General features: G+C 73.9%; 17 protein-coding genes. 7 read left to right on the forward strand and 10 right to left on the reverse strand.

The annotated features are described in order from the left end of the window. Positions 1 to 39 precede the first annotated feature (39 nt). From OG462_RS08250 to OG462_RS08275, 6 genes are all read left to right on the forward strand, one after another. Positions 40 to 1,677 (forward strand): FAD-dependent monooxygenase, encoded by a 1,638-nt coding sequence (locus tag OG462_RS08250; RefSeq protein ID WP_406055929.1) that lies wholly within the window; start codon positions 40 to 42, stop codon positions 1,675 to 1,677. Positions 1,678 to 1,740: 63 nt separating this feature from the next. Beyond that, the gene (locus OG462_RS08255; protein ID WP_406055930.1) at positions 1,741 to 3,261 is read left to right on the forward strand and encodes a flavin monoamine oxidase family protein; all 1,521 of its coding nucleotides are present in this window, start codon (positions 1,741 to 1,743) and stop codon (positions 3,259 to 3,261) included. Then, on the forward strand, positions 3,258 to 6,473 hold the full coding sequence (locus OG462_RS08260) for a ferritin-like domain-containing protein (protein ID WP_406055932.1): 3,216 nt from the start codon (positions 3,258 to 3,260) through the stop codon (positions 6,471 to 6,473). Before OG462_RS08255 ends, OG462_RS08260 begins: the two co-directional genes overlap by 4 nt. 3 nt (positions 6,474 to 6,476) lie before the next feature. Next, on the forward strand, positions 6,477 to 8,189 hold the full coding sequence (locus OG462_RS08265; RefSeq protein WP_406055933.1) for an FAD-dependent monooxygenase: 1,713 nt from the start codon (positions 6,477 to 6,479) through the stop codon (positions 8,187 to 8,189). After that, positions 8,186 to 9,442 (forward strand): cytochrome P450, encoded by a 1,257-nt coding sequence (locus OG462_RS08270; protein WP_406055935.1) that lies wholly within the window; start codon positions 8,186 to 8,188, stop codon positions 9,440 to 9,442. Before OG462_RS08265 ends, OG462_RS08270 begins: the two co-directional genes overlap by 4 nt. Before the next feature lie 147 nt (positions 9,443 to 9,589). Beyond that, entirely contained in the window at positions 9,590 to 10,120 is a 531-nt protein-coding gene (locus tag OG462_RS08275) for a carboxymuconolactone decarboxylase family protein (RefSeq protein WP_406055937.1), read from the forward strand. A gap of 57 nt (positions 10,121 to 10,177) precedes the next feature. Here OG462_RS08275 and OG462_RS08280 read toward each other — a convergent pair whose 3' ends face one another. The 4 genes from OG462_RS08280 to OG462_RS08295 all read right to left on the reverse strand — a co-directional run bounded on the left by OG462_RS08280 (position 10,178) and on the right by OG462_RS08295 (position 12,098). After that, the gene (locus tag OG462_RS08280) at positions 10,178 to 10,462 is read right to left on the reverse strand and encodes a hypothetical protein (RefSeq protein WP_406055939.1); all 285 of its coding nucleotides are present in this window, start codon (positions 10,460 to 10,462) and stop codon (positions 10,178 to 10,180) included. A gap of 242 nt (positions 10,463 to 10,704) precedes the next feature. Continuing rightward, entirely contained in the window at positions 10,705 to 11,052 is a 348-nt protein-coding gene (locus OG462_RS08285) for an ArsR/SmtB family transcription factor (RefSeq protein WP_406055941.1), read from the reverse strand. A 223-nt stretch (positions 11,053 to 11,275) separates the two neighbouring features. Then, on the reverse strand, positions 11,276 to 11,662 hold the full coding sequence (locus OG462_RS08290) for an anti-sigma factor antagonist (protein WP_319311802.1): 387 nt from the start codon (positions 11,660 to 11,662) through the stop codon (positions 11,276 to 11,278). A gap of 28 nt (positions 11,663 to 11,690) precedes the next feature. Then, positions 11,691 to 12,098, reverse strand: a complete 408-nt coding sequence (locus OG462_RS08295; protein WP_406055943.1) for an ArsR/SmtB family transcription factor — start codon at positions 12,096 to 12,098, stop codon at positions 11,691 to 11,693. 370 nt (positions 12,099 to 12,468) lie between these two features. Between OG462_RS08295 and OG462_RS08300 the strand changes: the two genes are divergently transcribed. Then, the gene (locus tag OG462_RS08300; protein ID WP_406055945.1) at positions 12,469 to 13,065 is read left to right on the forward strand and encodes a TetR/AcrR family transcriptional regulator; all 597 of its coding nucleotides are present in this window, start codon (positions 12,469 to 12,471) and stop codon (positions 13,063 to 13,065) included. Between the two features lie 54 nt (positions 13,066 to 13,119). Here OG462_RS08300 and OG462_RS08305 read toward each other — a convergent pair whose 3' ends face one another. The 6 genes from OG462_RS08305 to OG462_RS08330 all read right to left on the reverse strand — a co-directional run bounded on the left by OG462_RS08305 (position 13,120) and on the right by OG462_RS08330 (position 20,071). Beyond that, positions 13,120 to 13,722, reverse strand: a complete 603-nt coding sequence (locus OG462_RS08305) for an isochorismatase family protein (RefSeq protein ID WP_406055947.1) — start codon at positions 13,720 to 13,722, stop codon at positions 13,120 to 13,122. Positions 13,723 to 13,909: 187 nt separating this feature from the next. Then, positions 13,910 to 14,950: a hypothetical protein gene (locus tag OG462_RS08310; protein ID WP_406055949.1), complete on the reverse strand. Its 1,041-nt coding sequence runs from the start codon at positions 14,948 to 14,950 to the stop codon at positions 13,910 to 13,912. Continuing rightward, positions 14,947 to 16,128 (reverse strand): DUF2306 domain-containing protein, encoded by a 1,182-nt coding sequence (locus OG462_RS08315; RefSeq protein ID WP_406055951.1) that lies wholly within the window; start codon positions 16,126 to 16,128, stop codon positions 14,947 to 14,949. The genes OG462_RS08310 and OG462_RS08315 overlap by 4 nt, the downstream gene beginning before the upstream one ends. A 185-nt stretch (positions 16,129 to 16,313) precedes the next feature. Next, positions 16,314 to 16,829 (reverse strand): helix-turn-helix transcriptional regulator, encoded by a 516-nt coding sequence (locus tag OG462_RS08320; protein ID WP_406055953.1) that lies wholly within the window; start codon positions 16,827 to 16,829, stop codon positions 16,314 to 16,316. A 159-nt stretch (positions 16,830 to 16,988) separates the two neighbouring features. Further along, positions 16,989 to 19,379 (reverse strand): ABC transporter permease, encoded by a 2,391-nt coding sequence (locus OG462_RS08325; protein WP_406055955.1) that lies wholly within the window; start codon positions 19,377 to 19,379, stop codon positions 16,989 to 16,991. After that, positions 19,376 to 20,071: an ABC transporter ATP-binding protein gene (locus tag OG462_RS08330; protein ID WP_406055957.1), complete on the reverse strand. Its 696-nt coding sequence runs from the start codon at positions 20,069 to 20,071 to the stop codon at positions 19,376 to 19,378. The genes OG462_RS08325 and OG462_RS08330 overlap by 4 nt, the downstream gene beginning before the upstream one ends. Between the last annotated feature and the right edge of the window lie 205 nt (positions 20,072 to 20,276).

Genomic DNA, 20,276 nt, shown 5'->3' on the forward strand with positions numbered 1-20,276 from the left:
CTGAGTATCGGGAACTTGAGCGGAGAGCGGGTGACACGGGTGGAGACAGGCAGGGGCACGGACGGGGCCCGGGACCACGGCGGCGGGGCCGGAGACGTGGACGTGTGCGTGGTGGGGGCGGGGCCCGTCGGGCTCACGCTCGCGATCGGCCTGCGCCGGCTCGCGCTGCGGGTACGGATCGTCGACAAGGCCCCCGCGACCAAGCACGAGGCCCGCGCCCTGGTGCTCTGGGCGCGGGCCCGGGAGGCGCTCGACGCCCTGGGGGTCGGCGAAACGCTCCGACGCAACGGCGTGGAGCTGGACGTGGTGACGATCCACGCCCGCGATCGCACCCTCGGCGAACTCACCACCGGCTGGGCACGGTCGGCCCACGCCCGCCCGCTCAACATCGAGCAGCACGACATCGAGCGGCTCCTCTGCGAGGAACTGGCCCGGCTCGGCACCCACGTCGAGTGGAACACCGAGGTGACGGACGTCAAGGTCCACGACGACCGGGCGGAGTTCACCCTGCGGCGCGAGGACGGCGCCGTCGAGTCCGCCGCCGCCCCGTGGATCGTCGGCTGCGAGGGCACCGCCAGCGTGGTCAGGGACCGCCTCGGCATCCCCTTCGAGGGCCGGCGCCGCACCGGCCTCCAGGTCGTCCAGGGCAACGCCCACCCCACCTGGGCGCTCGGCGAGGAGCCCGGCCGGGGTCACATCTTCCTGGCCCCGCACCGCTCGCTGCTCGTGTTCCCGCTGCCCGGCGGGGGCTACCGCTTCTTCTGCTTCCGGGACGACCCCGATCCCTCGCTGACCGCCGCCCCCACCCTCGGCGAACTGCGGGACCTGGTCGCGGACACCGCCCGGATGCCGGACCTGCGTCTCGGCGCCACCGAGGTTCCCTGGCTGAACCGGGCCCGCTTCAGCGACCGGGTGGCCGCCACACTCCGCTGCGGACGCGGGCTGCTCGCCGGGGACGCGGCGCACGCCTGGGCCCCGGTCGGCGGCCACGGCATGAACGTCGGCATCCTCGGCGCCCACAACCTCGCCTGGAAGCTCGCCGCCGTGCACCACGGGCAGGCGGGCGAGGACCTCCTCGACACGTACAGCGACGAGCAACGGCTGCTCGCCGTGCGGTACATCCGCGAGATGCGGTTCAACTTCATGGAGCTTCCGCTGCCGCCGCTCGGCTACCGGGCGTTCACGGCCACGGTGCCGACCGCGCTCGCCCGGCGTGGCTTCCAGCGTCGGCTCGACCTGCGGCTGAGCGACCTGGGCCGGAACCACGCGGGCAGTGCGCTGTCCTCGCACCGCCCCGGCCGGCAGCGCCGTTCGGGCCCGCGCGCGGGCGACCGCATGCCGGACGTCACGGTCACCACCTGCCCGACGGATCCCACCAGCCCGTCCGCCACGCGTCTGCACACTCTCCTCGACTACGAGCGGTGGACCCTGGTCCTACATGCCGCCCGCGCCCGACCGGGCGTGCTCGACGCCCTCAGGGACGCGTGCGCGCACTTCCCCGCCCCGGTCCGGATCCTGCCCGTGACCCCGTGGGACGGCGCGGAGGCCGAACGCCTCGGGCACCCCGACGACCTGCGTCTGGTGCGCCCCGACGGCTATGTGGGCCTGGTGGCCCCGCTCACCCGTCCCGCCCTGCTCCGCGACTACCTGACGGCACTTGCCCACAGCGGCCCGTGAACGTCCGAGTTCCGCCACACCCACCCACACCTGCGCACCGAACCGATCGGGAGTCGGACCGTCATGCAGACCACCACCGTCATACAGTCCCGTCATGTGCCGCGCGCCCGGCGGCGGACCCGCGCCAACAGCACGGTCAGCGTCGTGGGCGCCGGGATGGCCGGCCTGGTCGCCGCCTACGAACTGGAGCGGCTCGGGTTCCGGGTCGAGGTCATCGAGGGCAGCCACCGGCTCGGCGGCCGCGTCCACACGCACCGCTTCGGCGCGGCCGAGGGCGCCCCGTTCGTGGAACTCGGCGCCATGCGCATCCCCACCGCGCACCACCGCACCATGCACTACGTGAAGCACCTGGGCCTCGCCGACCAGGTGCGGCCGTTCACCACCCTGCTGTCCGAGGAGAACGCCTTTCTTGCGACCAGTACCGGCCATGTACGGCTCCGGGACGCGCCCCGGGCCCTGATCGCCGATGTCCGGGCCTCGCTGCCGGGTGCCCCGTACCGCGAGGAGACCGTCGTGTTCGGCGCGTGGCTGGCGGCGGTCGTCGACGCCGTCGCACCGCCGGGGCTGCGCGCCGGGCTCCGCGCCGACCTGGCCCGCAACCTCCTCGACCTGGTCGAGGACGTCGACCTGTCGCCGCATCTCCTCGGCCACGCCAAGGACCGGATCGACGTGCACGGTCTGTTCGCGGCGCACCCCGGGATCCGTGCGGGCTGCGGTGACCGGCTGAACAGTTTCCTCGACGACATCCTCACCGAGACCAGTCCCGAACTGGTGCGGCTCGCCTGCGGGATGGACCAGCTCGCGCAGCGGCTCGCCGCCCGGATCCGGGGTCCCATCTGGCTCGGCCAGCGGGTGTCCGGCTTCGAGGTGGCCCCCGATCACGTCCTCGTACGCCTCGGGGGCGGCCCGTCGGCAGCGGTCCGGCGCTGCGACTACGTCCTGTGCACGGTGCCGTTCTCCGTCCTGCGGAGTCTGACGCTCACCGGTTTCGACGAGGACAAGCTCGCGGTCGTGCGGGAGGTGGACTACTGCCCGGCGACGAAGGTCGCCGTCCACTGCCGCGAGCCGTTCTGGGAGCGGGAGGGCATCAGGGGCGGTGCCTCGTTCAGCGGGGGCCGCATCCGGCAGACGTACTACCCGCCGTCCGACACCGACGGGGCCACGGATCCCGCGCAGGGCGCAGCGCTGCTCGCCAGCTACACGATCGGTGAGGACGCCGAGCATCTCGGCACGATGCCACCCGCGTTGCGGCATCGGACGGTGGTGGAGGAACTGGGGCGGATGCATCCGCAGTTGCTGCGTCGGGGCATGGTGCGGGGCGTCGCGAGCCTCGCCTGGGGCGAGCATCCCTGGACGGCCGGCGGGTGCACGATCCGTTGGGGGCAGGACGCGGTCGCGTGCGAGGAGCAGCGGCGGCGTGCCGTGCGGCCGCAGCACCGGATGTTCTTCGCCGGGGAGCACTGCGCGAGCGAGCCGGCGTGGATCGAGGGTGCGGTGGAATCGGCCCTCGAAGCCGTGACGCTGATCGCCCGGCACGCGCCGGGCCGGGGCGTCGTGGAGCCGGCCGGACTGGAGGCGGCATGAGCGTGTTCGATCTGCCCCGGCTGTACTTCGGGGGAACGGCGCTGACCCGGCTGCCGACGGGTCCGCGCGGCGGCTTGGTGGACCTGGCACGCAACACCGCTCTGCGGCGCAGGGACGTCGGGGAGACGGGTCCCGAACGACCGGCCGTTGTCGGCCCGTTCGGCGCCGACGAGCCCGCCGAGGCCTACCACGAGCACCTGGCCGGACACGGGGCGCGCGGGGTCCACTTCTCCGGGAACGGCCACTTCCTCCTGGAGGCCCGGGTGACCGGGGTGCAGCGGACGGACGGCAGTGCCGTGGACACGGCGGATCCGGTGGTCGGGCGAGCCGTCGATCTGTGGGGGCACTACAACCCGTACCTGGGGACGACGGTGAACCGGGCCCGGGTGTTCGACGTCGACCCCGCGTCCGCGTGGACCACGACGCTGATGGGCGGCCAGTTCGCCTTCGGGCGCGACGGGCGCTCGCACGACGCGGGCTATCTGTGCGTCGGGGAGGTGACCGGTTTCATGCCGCCCCGGTGGCACGGCTTCGCTCCGGTCCGCCGCACGCTCCACCAGTTCGCGATCGCGGCCGGGGAGGGACTCGACTGGCCGAACGGGTCGGCGGACTCCCCCGCCGTACGGGCCCTCAGGGCCGCCGCAGAGGCACGTGACGGCGGCGGCATCCTCGTCCAGTTCACCCTTGAACAGCCGGTTGTGAACGGTGACTTGGCGTGGGAGGACGCTCCGGGGCAGTGGCGGCTGCGGGGTGCTGTCGCGCCCTGGCACCCCGACGAGCCGCGCACGCACCCGGCGGGCCGACTGCTCGTCCCGCACAGGCGGCACGCGGAGGGTGTGCCGGATCCGTGCACGGTACGGATCTCCCCGGCATGGGTGTCCTTCAACTGGCCTTTCACGAGTCGGGCTCACGTCTCCGACGACCAGGGCGTACGGGACGAGGGTGCCCTGGAGCTGAGGACCGCGCACTCGGATCTGCCGGTCGCCCTCCTGCCCGAGGGGGCGCCCGAGGGCGGTGCGGTGGTGACCGTGCCGGCGGCCTCGGCGGAGGCGGTGCGACATGCGGAGGCGGAGGGCCTCGTCCTGGTGCGGCCGAGCGGAGACGGCGGGGCCTCGCGCGTGGTGCTGCTGCGGGAGCGCGAGGCGGTCGTCCTGACCGACGAGGCCTGCCTGATCCTGGAGCACCCGGACCCCGAGCGGGGTGACGAGCACGCGGTCGAGGTCCCGGTGCGGAGCTTTCTGCGGGGTCGCCCGGCCTCCGTCGACCCGGTTGTCGTCCGTCAGTACCCGAACCCGCGTGCCCTGCCGCTGGATCCCGTTGCCTCGACGCCGAACGCCCGCTGTGGGGACGTGGAGATCGTGCGGCTCCGGGCGGGCCGGACCACCGCGGAGAAACCCGCGACGGACGCGCCGGGAACGGCAGAGGGTGCGCGCTGCCGTCTCGTCACGGACGCGCGCGGGCGTGGCTGGTTCACGGTGTCCGGTGCTCGGGCCGGTACGGCGCGGCTGCTTCTCGCGGCGGAGCCCGAGGAACAGCCGCCCACCGATCCGGCGGCCCGCGGCTCGGCCGAAGCCTGCTACGACCACGACAACGCCCTGGACTTCTGGCCGTGGGCGGGCTCGGCTGCGGTCCGGGTGCTGCCGGACGACTGGCCGCTGGACGCCGTGCTCCAGCAGGACGTGACCTTCGAGCTGCTGCACCGCGAGGTGTTCGCGTACTACGAGCAGTTGTTCCCCTTCATGCGCGACGAGGTGTTCAGCCTCGCGGACCGCTGCAAGGTCGAGACGTACGCGAAGCTCATCTGGCAGATGTGCGATCCGGCGAACAAGGACCGGACGTACTACATGCCGCCGACCCGCGATCTGTCGCTGCCGAAGGCGCGGCTGCTGCTCAAGTACCTGCGCGCGCAGAGCACGGCGGCGGCGGTGCCACCGGCGGCCGTCCCGTCGCCGGTCCGCGCGTATCCGCAGATCACCACGCGGGCGCAGCTGCGGTCGGCGCTCTGGCAGGCGGTGTCCGTGGAGCTCGCCAGTTCACTGCAGTACCTGTACGCGGGCTACTCGGTCCCCACCCACGGCACCGGGTTCGAGTACGTGCGCAGCGGGGTGTGGACACCGCGGCAGCTCCGGCTGGCCTGCGGCGACGGCGGCGAGACCCTGGCCAAGGGCGTGCGGGACAGTCTCTTCGACGTGGCCCGCGAGGAGATGATGCACTTCCTCGTCGTCAACAACATCCTGATGGCGATGGGTGAGCCGTTCCACGTCCCGGAGATCGACTTCGGCACCCCGGGCCGGCTGCCGCTGCCCCTCGACTTCGCCCTGGAGCCGCTGCACCTGGGGAGTCTCCAGCGGTTCATCGCCATCGAGCGGCCCGAGCGGCTCGCGGGCGGCACGGGAGCGATGGACGGGCCCAACCCCTTCGGTTCGCCGAGCGAGCTGTACGCGGGCATCCGGGAGGGTCTGACACGCGTCCCCGACCTCTTCGTGGTCGACCGGGGGCGGGGCGGGGGCGAGCACCATCTCTTCATCGGCGGGGCGGTCAACGCCGTCCATCCGGACTACCAGTTGGAGGTGGACGACCTGTCGAGCGCGCTGTTCGCCGTGGACTTCGTGACCGAGCAGGGCGAGGGCGGTGTCCTCGACACGGAGAAGGACGGCTCGGAGTCCCATCACGACACCTTCGTACGGCTCGCGGAGCTCCTGACGACGGAGCGCGCCGACGGCCCGTACGGGGAGGGGACGCCGTGGCACCCCGCGTACCCCTCGCTGCGCAATCCGACGCTCGACCCCGGGCACCCCGGGCGGGCGGCGGTGAGCGATCCGCACGCACGGCAGGTGATGCGCCTGTTCAACCGCTGCTACTTCATGATGCTCCAGCTGATCGTCCAGCACTTCGGGGAGAGCCCGGACGCGAGTCTGCGCCGCTCGAAGCTGATGAACGCCGCCATCGACGTGATGACGGGGATGATGCGCCCGCTCGCCGAGCAGGTGATGCCGCTGGAGTCGGGGTGGCGGGGACGGACGGCCGGCCCGTCCTTCGAACTGGAGGAGCCGCCGGCGTACATCGCGCGCCCGGACGTGGCGCGGCGCGGGTTCGCGATGCGGTTCCGGCACCTCGCGGCAATGGCCCGGGAGTGCGAGGGCGTACCGGACCGGGTGCCGGAGCTGATGGCCTGGTACGCGGAGCGCTTCGAGCACGAGGGGAGCAACTGAGTCGTGGAGACTGATGTGTTGATCGTGGGCGGCGGGCCCGTCGGGCTCGCCCTCGCGCTCGATCTGGCCCAGCGGGGCGTGGACTTCGTCCTCGCGGAGGCCGGTGACGGCCAGGTCGCCCATCCCAAGGTGTCGACCGTCGGTCCACGGGCGATGGAGGCGTTCAGGCGCTGGGGCGTCGCGGACGCGATCCGGGGTGCGGGGTGGCCGGCCGATCACACCCTGGACATCGCCTGGGTGACCGCCGTCGGAGGCCATGAGCTGCACCGGCTGCGCCTCGGCACGGCCGGGGACCGGCCCCCGCCCCCGTACACACCGGAACCCGAGGCGATCTGCCCGCAGCACTGGCTCGCGCCGCTGCTCACCGCCCGGCTCGGCGTCCACCCGGCGGGTCCGGTGCGGCTCGGCACCCGGCTGCTGGAGTTCACCCGGCTTCCCGACCGGGTGAGCGCCGCGCTCGTGGACGGGGCGGGGGTACGGACGACGGTGCACGCCCGGTACCTGGTGGGCTGTGACGGGGCCTCGTCCTCCGTGCGCAAGGCGTGCGGGATCGGCGCGCCCGAGCGGCACCGGACGCGTGTCCTGCGCAACATCCTCTTCCGGGCACCGGGGCTCGGCGCCCTCCTCGGCCCGCGCGCGGCCCTGGTGCACTTCGTGACCGAACCGGGCGGTCTGCGCTACCCGTTGAGGGCGATCGACGGGCGGGACCTGTACCGGCTGACGTGTCCGGCCGGCCCCGCCGAGGCGCTGAAGGCCGTGCGGCGGGCCGTCGCCCCGGACGTGCCGGTCGACGTGGTGTCGGACTCCACCTGGTACCTGACCCACCGGGTGGCTTCGCGGTACCGCGCCGGGCGGGTCCTGCTCGCCGGGGACGCGGCGCACACGCTGTCGCCCTCGGGCGGGTTCGGGCTCGCGACGGGCGTGGGCGACGCGGCGGACCTGGGCTGGAAACTGGCGGCGGAGCTGGCGGGGTGGGCCGGGCCCGGTCTGCTCGACACGTACGAGAGCGAGCGGCGGCCGGTGGCCCTCCGCAGCCTGGAGGAGAGTCACCGCAATCTGCGGCGGACCCTCGACCGGCGGCTCTCCGCGGCACTGTGCGACGCGACGGCCGGTGGGGAGCGGGCGCGTGCCGCGCTCGGCCGGGAGATCGCGGAGTCCGACCCGGGGCGCGAATTCGACGCACCCGACGCCCACTTCGGGTACCGCTACGCGTCGCCGGTCGTGGCGAGGGAGAAGGTCGTCACGGGCGAGAGGGTCGTCGCGGACGAGAAAGTCGTCACGGGCGGGCAGGTCGTCACGGGCGGGCAGGCGGAGGCTCCTCGAACCGGCGCGTCGGAAGCCGACCCCTGGTGGAACCGTACGGCCGTGCCGGGCGCCAGGGCTCCGCACCTGTGGCTGGGGCCCGGCCGGTCGACGCTCGATCTCTTCGGCCCGGAGTTCGTGCTCCTCTCTCTCGGCCGGGGCGACCCGCCGGGCCTCGGCCGGGGCGACCCGGCGGGCCTCGCCCGCGGCTTCGCCGACCGCCGGGTTCCCCTGCGGGTGGTGTGCTGCGACGACGAGGAGGTGGCGAGGCGGTACGAGCGCCCGCTCGTACTCGTACGCCCCGACGGTCATGTGGCCTGGCGGGGCTTCACCGCTCCGGCGGATCCAGGGCGCCTGGCGGACCTGGTGCGCGGGGCGGAGACGGCCGGGGACGGGGCGGGGGCGGAGGGATGAACGGGCGTCGAGCAGCGACGGGCGGCCCGGAGCCGTTCGATCCGGCACGACTCGACCTGGCCGACCCCTACCCCGTCTACAAGCGCTACCGCGAGACCGACCCCGTCCACGCGGTACGCCACCCACGCGCCGGCGGCCCGACCGGGCCGACGACCTGGTACCTCTTCGGCCACACGGAGGTGGCGCGGGTCCTCACCGACCGGGGCTTCGGGCGCGCGTCCCCTGCGACGGCCGGCGCGGTACCGGTACCCGAGGGGTACGTGATGCTCCGCCGGATCGTGGAGAACTGGCTGGTCTTCCTGGACCCGCCCCGGCACACGCGGCTCCGTGCGCATGTGGCCCCGCCCCTGGGCGCCCCTGCCGTACGGGCCCTGCGTCCGCGCGTACGGGAGATCGCGGAGGAGCTCGTACGGCCGCTGGCGCGGCGGCCGGTGGTGGAGCTGGTCGAGGGCTTCGCCGCGCCGTTCCCGCTGCTCGTCGTGGCGGGGCTGCTCGGGGTGGACGCCGGGCGGTGGCCCTGGTTCCGGACGGAGGCTCTCGCCCTCCAACAGGCCGGCGGGACCAGGGGTGACCGTTCGCCGGCCGCGCTCGAACGGGCCGACCGGGCGGCGGCGGAGCTCGACGGGTATTTCCGTGAGGAGCTGGCGGTCCGGCGTACGGAGGACCGGGGCGACCTGCTCTCCGCTCTCGCGGCGGCCGGGGTCGAGGACCCGTCCCTGGGGACGACCGCGCTGACGTCGACGTGCGTGCATCTGCTGACGGCCGGGCACGAGACGACGACCGGGCTGATAGGAAAGGCGGTGCTCGCGTTACTCGCCCGTCCGGAGATCGGGGAGGAACTGCGCGCGGACCCGGGCCTGTTGCCGAACGCGGTGGACGAGTTCCTGCGCCACGACCCACCCGTCCAGATGATCACGCGATGGGCGCACCGGGACGTCGAACTCGCCGGCCGGTCCGTCCACCGGGGCGACCGCGTCCAGCTGGTCCTGGGCTCGGCCCACCGGGATCCGGCACGCTTCCCGGACCCCGACACGCTGGACATCCACCGGGACAGCGGCCGGCACTGCGCGTTCGGCCTGGGCATCCACTACTGCGTGGGCGCGGCGCTCGCGCGGGCGGAGGCCGAGATCGGGCTCGGGCTCCTGGTCGACCGGCTTCCCGCGCTCCGTCCCGGCGCCCGACCACGGGTCGAGGTGGAGTACGCGCCGGACTGGGTGTTCCACGGCCCGTCACGCCTGGTGCTGTCGAGCTGACGTGGCGGCGCGGCGTCCTGGCGGCGGCGTCCTGGCGGCGTGGCAGCTTGGCGTCCTGGCGGTTCGGAGTCTTGATGGCCCACGCCGTCGGGAACGTCCCCGACCCCCTCCTCGTTATACCCCCCACGGGTATAACGAGGAGGCTTTGTGACCACGAGAAGACTGACCGCGCTCACACCCGAGCAGGCACCGGGACGGGCGGGCGAGCTGCTGGCCGACATCGTCCGACGACACGGTTCCGTCGGCGAGATGGTGTCGACGATGGCGCACTCACCGGCCCTGCTCGACGGCTACCTGAACCTGTCACGGGCGATGAAGCGGGTGAAGATCCCACGCGCCCTGAGCGAGAAGCTGTCGCTCGCCGTCCAGGAGTGGATCGGCTGCGGCACCTGCGGCGAGGCGCACCGCGAGGCGGGTCGTGCGGCGGGTCTGAGCGAGACGGACATCGAACTGGCCCGCCAGGGGACGTCCACCGATCCGCGCGAGGCCGCCCTGATCGGCCTGGCGCTCCGGGTCCTGGCCGAACCGGGCTCGCTGTCGGACGAGGACGTCGCCGAGGTCCGGGGCCACGGCTGGAGCGACCGCATGATCGCGGAGGTGGTCGGCGTGGTCACTCTCAACCTGCTGACGGGCGCCTTCAATCTGCTGGCGGGCATCCAGCCGGACCGCGAGGCCTGACGGACCGGGGGGACACCGCCGCGCCGCCCTGAACCCAGGCCGACGGCGGGTGTCCCCTCAGCGCAGGATCCCGCGCGCTTCCCTGGCGACGGCCGCGTCGGCGTCGTCCGTCAGGGCCGAGACCAACTCCCGGAGCCGTTCGACGTCCTCATCGGACTGGCGGCAGACGTCGTTGATCGCGAAACCGAGGTGGTCGGCGGCGTTGTCGTCCGCGCGGACGAGCGCCGCCAGGACCATGCGCACGCCGAGGACGTCCCACCGTTCCAACAGAGCTTCGGCCGTCTCGCGAGTGACGCCGGTGTCCCGCTCGTCCAGCAGCAGCCGATGCAGCACCTCGGCCACTCCGGCACCCTCGGTTACTCCGGCACTCTCGGCTGCCCCGGCACTCTCGGCCGCACGAGCCAGCCGCCGCCCGGCGGCCGCCCTGACGGCCCACGACTCGGAACGTGCGTCCCGAACGGCCGCAAGCACGAGAGCGTCGATATCAGAGCCGGCCACGACCTCCATCCTGCCAGGCCGCGCCGGGGCCCGGGCGGGAGCCCACCCCGGCTCGTCGAGGTCGACGGACCCGAAGCCGAGTCCGGCTAAGGGGTCTTCTCCCGGGGCGCGGGGGTCCGGAGGCCGGAGGGTGGTTCCGCCTGGCACGCGACGGCGCCGGAGAGGATCGTGCGTGCGATCCGTAGCAGTCCGGCCACCTGAGGAGTCGTCAGCGCGTAGTACACGGCCGTGCCCTCGCGTCGGGCGACGACCATGTTCGCGCGGCGTAGCACGGCCAACTGCTGGGAGAGGTACGCCGGTTCGACACCCGTGTCGCGGAGCATCTCGGCTACCCCGTGCTCGCGCTCGCTCAGCAGTTCCAGGACGCGGATGCGGACGGGGTGTCCGAGCGTCTTGAAGAACTCGGCCTTCAGTTGGTAGAGCGGCGTACTCATCGCACCCACCCCGAGCGTCGCGTCGGCCCAGCACTCTGCAGCATGACCCCATCCTCGCGCCTGCCGCGACGGAAGGAGAACCAGGGGCGAGCCCTGGGCGGATCATGGCCCGAACCTGCCCGGACCGCCCGCCACTTGGACGGGACTTGGGCGTTCGTGAGCGGTACTCGGCGGGCCCTGCGGCGAGACTCGGTCGCCCGCCGGCCGGGCGGCCGCCGCGGGATCAGGTGGTCGGCCAGGCGTCGCTGCGCCACGCCCGCTGTTCCGCGCCCGCGTCGCGGTGCGCGGCGAGCGCGGCGGCCAGGTCGCGGTGGACCAGGACCGGGGGCCCTTCGCCCGCGGGGACGAGGGAGCCGTCGGCGGGGATCGCGGCCAGTTCGAGGGCGCGGCCGGCGGCCCTGAGCCGGAGCGCCGCCTCCGCGACGGCGAGCTGCCCGCCCACCGACCAGCCCCGCAGCCTGGTCAGGTCGAGGACGACCGGCCCCGTGCCGCGCGCGACCGCCCACCCCACGGCCCCGGTGAACCGTCCCACGGCGTCGGCTCCGAGGAACCCGGCCAGGGACAGTACGCCCAGGTCCTGCTGGACGGTGTAGCGCCATTCGATGGTCATGTGCGTCGTCATCCTTCTCGTACGGCGATCACTGCGGAAGCACGGGTGGGAGGCAGGACTGAGGGGTGGGGGTACAGGAGGCGCCAGGGGTGGCGGGCGCGGCGGGGGTGTCGCTCTCGTGGAGTTCCGCGAGGAGCCGGCCCTGTCCGGTGAGCATCTCGGTGAGGATCCGGCGGGCGGCCTGCATCAGCTGGGTCACGTCTCCGCCCGCGAGCGTGTAGACGACGGTCGATCCCTCGCGCGACGCGGTCACGATCCCGAAGCGGCGCAACACGGCGAGCTGCTGCGAGAGCGCCGCCGGCTCGACCTCGATCCGTGCGAGCAGTTCCCGTACGGGCATCGGCCCGCGCTGGAGCAGTTCCAGGACCCTGATGCGTACGGGATGGCCCAGCATGCGGAAGAACTCGGCCTTGGCCTGGTACAGCGGGACCGGCACGGTCTGTCCTCCGGGGGCGCGGGTGCGCGGGGCGGGGTGCCGGCCCGGCGGCTACCCACGGGCACGGCCCGATCAGGATGTATCGAATTGCAGAAATTTGCAATTTACCTATCTCACGTCCCGAGACGCCTCATGGCGCGCTCCGCCCCCTCCCCTCGCACGCCTGGCGGAAGCTGGTGAACGACCGGCCTTGATCACGCACGACCGGAACAGACAACCGACACAGACGGCCGGAAGCGAACATTCCGGAGAGGTCTCCCCCGAGCGCACCGAAGGCTTCCAGGGCTGACCGCGCGCCTCCCGGACCCGGGCACTCCGCCGCCGCTTCATTAGAACCAAATTCTAATTACGGCTGCACTAGGGTGTGCCCATGTCTCCTAAGCAGCAGCGTGGCGAGGCCACGGTCGAGCGCCTGCTGACCACGGCACTGAGGGTGTACGCGGACTCCGGCCAGCAGGGTTTCACCGTGAACGCGGTGACGGCGGCCGGCGGTGTCAGCCTCGGCAGCCTCTACCACCACTTCGGCAGTTTCGACGGTCTCGCCGCCGCCCTGTACATCCGGTGCACGGAGCAGCTCTGCGGCGAGGTCGTCACCGCCCTGACCCGTACCAGGACCGCCCGTACCGGCGTGCGGGCGGTGGTCACCACGTACCTCCGGTTCACGGAGGAGCACCCGGACGCCGCGCTGTTCATCCACGCCTCCGCCTGCTCGGGCCTTCTCGTCGCCCACGCCGACCGCATCCGGGCGGCCGAGGAGCCGATGCTCGCCGCCATCGGGGCGTGGAGGCGGCCGCTCGTCGAGGCCGGCGAGATCGCGCCCCTTCCCGAGCCGCTGATCGAGGCGCTGGTCATCGGGCCGGTCGCCGAGACGGCCCGGCGCTGGCTGTCCGGCGCGCACGACGTGGATCTCGCGCAGGCGACCCGGCTCCTGCCGGACCGGATCTGGCGTTCGCTCCGGCCGGAGTGAGCACGCGCCGGGACCTCGACCGGGGCCGAGGACTTCAGTGGGCCTGAGGGAACGTCAGCCGGCGGCAGGGGCCGTGAAGCTGACCTCCGAGGCGCGTACGGTGACCTCCGCGTCGCTTCCGAGGGCATAGGCCGCGACCCGGGAGACCGTCGCGGCCGGTACGACCTCGCTGATCCCGGGCGCCGCCGGAACGTCCTGGGTGGCGTGGGCGTCATGCGGTACGACGACGCGGTAGCCGTGCGCCAGGGCCGTACGGGCCGTCGCCTGCACGCACATCTCGGACATCACGCCGCAGACGGCGACCGCCCGCACCCCCGCGTCGGTGAGCACGCCGCCCAACGGGGTCTCCTCGAAACCGTCGTCGTGCGGCTTGCGGATGACCAGCTCCCTGGGGCCGGGCTCGACCGGGTGGTGGAGCTCCCAGCCCGGCGTGTGGGGTTCGTCCTCCGCGCCGGGCAGGCCGTCGTTCTGGAGGTGCACGACGAGCGCCCCGTCCCGCCGGGCCCGCGCGAGGAGATCCGTCGTTCGGTCGACGAGCCGGGCCGCCGCGGGCACGGCGCCGTCACCGGTGACGAAGGCCGCCTGCACGTCCACGACGATCAGGGCGTCGACGGGCTGCGGGTGCGGGGGTGAGGGCAGGGGCGCGTACGAGGTCATCCCGTCATCATCACTCCCAACGGTCCCCGCTGCCACGGGGTTTCGCCCGCCGGACCGGACCGAAAGGGCCCGCTGGTGGGTGTCCTGCCGATCCGGCCTGATCCACAAGACACCCTAGGAGGCGCGCCATCGCTCCGGTGCCGCGACGGTCTCTTCGAGGCGCGCGAGGAGTCGACGGAGGTCCTGCCTACGCGTCGTCTCCTGGGTGAGCCTTGGCGCCGGCCGGCGCCGGGGGCTCATTCCTTTCGGCGTCGGCGTCGGCGCCGCTCGCGCGCGTGGTCCTGGCGAGGAGCCAGTGACCCGAGAGGCCGGTCACGAGCAGGCCCGTGACGAGCGCGATCAGGGAGACACCCGGGCCCGACGCCCAGTCGACGTCCCGGGAGTGGACCGCGAGGAGGGCGCCGAGCGCCAGCGCCACCGCCGGGACGGCCCGGAGGGCCGGGCGGATGCGGGTCAGGTCGTCCTCGGCCAGCGCGCCCAGGACGCCGACGCCCAGCGCCAGCGCCCACACACCGAGGCCCTGCGCGTCCGCGCGGTTCACCGTCCACGGCACGAGGGCGCCCCAGAAGTCGGGGAAGGCCAGCAGCCCGGCCCCGATGCCGAACCATCCCGAGCCGACGACGGCGAGCGGCGGCTTCGACCAGTCGGGCATCGGGGCGACCGGCTGCCGCCGTGCCGCGCCCGCCGGCCCGGCCGCGACACCGCCCGCGCGCCCGGGCGAAGCGCTGCCCGCCGGTCCCGCCGGCGCACCGGACGCGCGCCCGGCCCGCCCGCGGTACTGCGCGGCCAGGCAGCCCACCGCGCCGAGGGCGAGCAGTCCGAGGGTGGCCACCCAGCCGAGGCTGAAGAGAGCGAGGAACAGCGGGCCGCCCTTGGCCGCCTGGAGGGAGCCGCCGTTCAGCACGCTCACCGCGAACAGGCCGACCAGCACGATCACCAGCGGCAGCACCAGGCTCCGTACGTCCTCCCAGACACGCGCCCGGCCGATCGTGAACAGCGCCGGAGCCACCCCGGCCATGGCCGCGCCGATGAGCCCGGGACTCAGCGCCTCCGGGGACACCCAGGCGCCCGCCGTGTACCCGAACAGGCTCGCCACGGCGAGCAGCGCGCCGATGGTGAGGCTGATGCCGCCCACGACGGCGCTCAGGACGACGATGCCGGGCGAGAGCTCCCGGCCGTCGGGCCTGCCGGCGCCTGCGGTCGCCGCCTGACGCCGTAGGTCGCTCATCGATGCTCCCCCGCTCCTGCGACCCCGCCGGCACCGACCGGAGTCGCGGTCGCCGGGCCCGTCGGCAGGTCCGCGAACTCCCGTTGTCGCCTGAGGACTTCACGGCCGTGCACGAGGCGCAGACTCACCACAACGACCGCCGCGTACGACAGCATTCCCGCGCCGATGCCGACTCCCGCGACCAGGGACGTGAGCCGGTCCAGGCCCATCGTCCGCTCCAGTACGGGCACGGTCACCGCCGAGAACGCGGGCGCCAGGCACTGGGCCGCCAGGTGCAGGCGCCACTCCTCGCGCCCCCAGGTCGCACCGGCACTCCGGGCGCGCGCCGCACGGAGCGCGATGACGGCGTACGTCAGCACGTACGGGACGAGGTACGCGACGAGCAGCCGCCGCCCCTGCGTCCCCTGGTCGAGGAAGGCGTACGTGATCCATCCCAGCCCCGCGGCGCCCGCGAGATGGGCCGCGACGAGGACCGGGCCCGGGGCCCACGTGCCGCTCAGGCCGGGGATGTCGGTCCGCCGGTCGAGGGCCCGGGAGGCCAGGAGCGCGCCGAAGGCGACGAGGGCGCCGAGGTGCATGATCGCGACGCGGTTGATGTCCTGGAGGGAGAGGCCGGGGTACAGCGCGGGCAGCGCGCCCCATTCGAGCCGCAGCAGCGGAGCGGTCATCAGGAAGCCGTAGCAGAGCAGCATCCAGCGCTGGTGCAGGTCCGGGAAGCCGCGGACGGCGGCGAGGATGCCGAAGGTCACGCTGCCGACGGTGCCCACCAGGATCGTCGCGAGGACGATCCAGAACGCGGCGCCGCTGAAGGCCTCCGCCGGCGGGGTGCGCAGCAGGTAGAGCGCGGCGCCGGCCATCGACACGTACACCGTTCCGGCGAAGACGGTTCCGGCGATGCGGTGCAGGCGGACGCGGCGGCGTACCGCCGAGAGCAGCTGCACCGGTCCGAGCAGCATCAGGAGGCCGCCCAGGACCGAGTGCACGATCAGCGGGACCAGGCTACGGCCGTACGGTCCCATCCGGTCGCGCACGGCGTCGGCCACGAACTCCGGGGAGACGGACCGGCCGAGGAGCCACTCGCCGATGGCGGGCGCCCCGGGCGTGGCGTACGGCCAGAGTTCGGTCATGGCGATCGGGGCGTACACCAGGCATACCACCGTCACGGCGACGGCGGACACCCGGCCCCACCTCACGCCCGTACCCCTGCCCGCGCCCGCACCTGAACTCGTACTCGTACTCGTCGGACGTCCCACGGCGCATCCCCCTCCACCGTCCTCGCGCGTTCACCGCCGCGATAGTCCTTTCTGGACTATGGAGGAAGGTAGGGCGGGGCACCCCGGGGGTCAACCGGTCAGTAACAAATTCAGGACTCGCGGCTCTCGACCCACTGCCAGAAATCGACCATCATCCGCTCATACCGGATACCGAACTCCAGCGCCTCGCGCTGCCCGCGCGTCAGCAACTCACCGACCTCACCCGCGAGTTCCTCGTACTCGTCCAAGGTCCGCCGGTGCTCCTCCATCTGGACCGGGGCGTGGACGCGCGGGCTCGCCCCGAACCACAGCTTGAGGATGCCGCGTTCGCGCGCCTCGACCGGCACGAAGGCGGGGTCGGCGAGCCAGCCGCGCAGGGCGGCCGAGCCCTCGTCGGTGAGCTTCATCAGACGCCGGTTCCGGCCGCCGGGCTGCCTGACCTCCGAGAGCAGCCCCGCCTCCAGGAGCCGGTCGCACTGGGCGTAGACCTGCGCGTGCGGCATGGACCAGAACGGCGCCACGGTCCGCGCGGCCTCGACCTTCACGTCGTACGGGCTGGCCTCGCCCAACTTGTCGATGATGCCCAGCACGAGAAAGGAGGGCGTGGTCAACCGGACTTCAGACATGCGGCCGACGGTACCGCGAGGGCCCGTCCGGTTCTCCGCCCTCAAGGCCCATGCCTCATCCGCCCCTCCTTGCCCATGTCTGCGGCGCCCGCCCGCCCGCCATTGCCCGTGCCTACTCCGCCCCATTGCCCGTGCCTGCACCGCCCCCATTGCCCCTGCCTACTCCGCTCTCAGTGCCCGCGCCGTGGCCGCCCTCGCCGCCCAGCCCGCCGGGAGCAGGGCGCCGGCCGTCGCGATCAGCACCCCGGCGGTCGCGAGGAGCACCAGCAGGGGCGTGCCGTACACGTCGATGTCGGCGGACGGGATCGTGGTGCCGACCGCGCGCCCCATCGCCGGCATCACCTGGCGGTGCAGTGCCACGCCCAGTGGCACGCCTACTGCGCCCGCCACCAGGCCGATGACGCCGACGGCGGTGAGGACCTGCGCGACCGTCTGCCGGGGCGTCATCCCGAGTGCCTTGTACACACCCAGGTCCCGGACCCGGTCGCGGGTGTCGAGGACCACGGTGTTGAGCACCCCGAGACAGGCGACCACGACCAGCATCAGCGTGAGCATCGCGATCAGGGCCTGCATCGCCCGGATGACGCTCGACTTGCCCGCCTCCGTGACGGCGGCCTCCGCGCGCAGCGGGGAGACGGCGGTGTGCAGCCGCTCGGCGTAGCCCGCGGGGTCCGTGCCGGAGGCGACGGTGACGGCGAAGTCCGGGGGCAGGTAACGGGGTTGCAGCGCCGTGATGGACCCGGCTCCGGTGCGCAGGGTCATGCCCTCGCCGCCCAGGTCGAAGACCTCGCCGACGAGCCGTACCCGCACGGTGCGCCCCTGTTCGGACAGGGCGACCGTCTCCCCCACGCGAACCCCCGTCGCCCGCAGGAACCGCGTCGGTGCCACCGCCTCGCCCGGGGCTGCGAACCAGCGTCCGGAGACCATCGTGTGCGGGCTGCCGGCGGTGTTCCCCTCGTACGCGACGAGCGGCGCGCCGCCCTTGAGTCCGGCCACCTCCACCTGCGTCTGTGCGGTCCGGTACACGGAGGCGGTCCCCGGGAGCGCGGCGATCGCCGCCTCGACGGCGGCCGGATCGGCCGGCTTCCCGGGCAGGGGCACGCCCGGTCCGCCGTCCCCTCCGCCCGGCTGTCCGGGTGCCGGGTCGTCCGGCCTGGCCACGGTGTGGACGGTGACGTCGCCGCCCTTGTCCGGATCCCCGTCGGTCTTCACCGCGACCAACGTGCTCCCGAGTCCCACCGCGAAGGTCACCGCGAGGGCCCCGAAGGTCACCGCGGCGGCCGTGCTCGCCGCGCGCGCCGGGCGGGCGAAGGGGGCGGCAAGGCCCAGCGTCACCGGTCGGGGCAGTGGCAGCCGCCCGAAGAGGCCGCGGATGCGGCGCCCCCGGCCGCCCCCGCCTGCCGCGCCGAGCCGCAGGACCGCCGCGGTCGGCAGCCGGGCGGCACGCAGCGCGGGGCCGAAGGCGGTACCGGCGATCACCACGAGAGCGGCGGCCGGCACGAGGAGGTCCACCCAGAGGGGGACCAGGACTGCCGTCGTCCCGTACGTCTCCGCCACCTCCGCCATGAGGGGAACGGCGAGCACGTTGCCGAGGGCGACACCGAGCGCGGCCCCGACGGCGCCCGGGATCAGGGCCTGCGCCACGTACGCCCGTCCGACCTGGAGCGGGGTGAAGCCGAGCGCCTTGAGGATGCCGATGCGGCGGGTCGCGGCGCCCACGGCGCCGCTCACCACGATGCCGATCACCAGGACCGACATGGCGAGCCCGAGGAGCGCGAAGGCGGTCACGAACGGCACGAAGGCCGCCGTGTTCTCCTGGGCGGACTCACGGACGTCGAGGTACGACCGGGCGCCGACGACCGCTCCCGCCGGGGCGGCGGCGACGATCGCGTCCCGGCCCGCCGCGACCTCCGCGCGGGTGCCGGCGGCGTCGAGCCGGTAGAGCATCTGGAACGCGGAAGGCCGCTCCCCCGCGAGCGCGGTGAGCTGCCCCGGTACGACCCAGGCGTCGGCGCTCTCCCCTGCGGACCCCGCGATGCCGACCACGGTGAGGGCGACGCCTCCGGCGGTCAGCCGCGTCCCCACGCCCGCGCCCGGCGGGCGGGACCCGCGCTCCAGGACGATCTCGCCCGGAGCCCCGGCCCACCGGCCCTCCACGAGGGTCACCGCGTCCACGGGCCCGGCGGCGGACGCCCGGCCGACCACCGTCAGGGGCGGCGGCTCGAACCCTGGCGGGGCCGCTCCGTCCGTACGGGGGCGTACCGAGACGACGCCGAACGGGCCGGTGGCCACTGCCACTCCGGGCGCGTGCGCCGTGGCGGCCAGCCGGTCCCCCGTGCCACCGGCCGAACCGTCGAACCGCACGGTCAGATGGGCCCCGCGCTGCTGGTCGAAGGCCCGGTCGAAGGGGGCGCCCGAGGCGACGAGGAGGCCGACCGCGAGGACGGCGGAGGCGACCGACAGCAGCGTGGTCAGCACCATCACCGCGGTCTGGGTACGCCGCCGACCGACTCCGGCGCGCACGACCCGGCCGAGAGCACCGCTGCTCATCGGGTCACCGCCATGACGTCGCGGGCGATGCGGCCGTCGACGAGTTCGATCGTGCGGGTCGCGCAGGCCTCGGCGAGCGCCAGGTCGTGGGTCACCAGGACGATGGTCTGCCCGTCGGCGTTCAGCTCCCGGAGGAGATCGCGGACGTCCGCGCCGGACGCGGTGTCCAGCGCTCCCGTCGGCTCGTCGGCGAGGAGCAGCGGCGGCCGGTTCATCAGGGCCCGTGCGACGGCGACGCGTTGGCGTTCGCCCCCGGAGAGGCGGCCGGGATGCACGCGCGCGTGCCGGGCGACACCGAGCCGCTCCAGGAGTTCGGCGGCCCGCGCCGCCGCCCGGGCCCGTGGCATCCCGGCCAGCTGGGCCGGGAGCAGCACGTTGTCGGTGACGGTGAGGTCGTCGAGGAGGTTGAAGAACTGGAAGACCATGCCGATCCGGCTGCGCCGGTAGGTGGCGGAGGCGGTCTCGCTCAGCCGGTCGACGCGCAGCCCGTCCACCGTCACCCGGCCGGTGGTCGGCCGGTCGAGGCCGGCGAGGAGGTTGAGCAGGGTCGACTTGCCGCTGCCGGAGGGACCGAGGACGGCGAGCGCCTCGCCCCGTGCGACACGCAGGGTCAGCTCGGACAGCGCGGCCCGGTCGTCGTACGTCCTCCCCACGTCGCTCAGGTCGATCAGGGGCTCGGGCGGTGCGCTCATGGGCCCTCCAGGGCTCTGGTTTCGGGAAGCGGCGACGAAGAGGGCGCGGCCGGTCGGCTCTCGGCGGCTTTCCCGTCGGCCGTGTCCGCGCCGCACCGACGCTAGGAGCGGCCCCGCCACGGGCGCGTCGGCCTCGGTGGCGAAGATCCGTACCGTGGGCGGTGGAGGCGCGGCCACGTCATCCGTGCGATGTACTCCCCCCGGA

This window comes from Streptomyces sp. NBC_01077, from assembly GCF_045162855.1.
GTDB lineage: Bacteria > Actinomycetota > Actinomycetes > Streptomycetales > Streptomycetaceae > Streptomyces.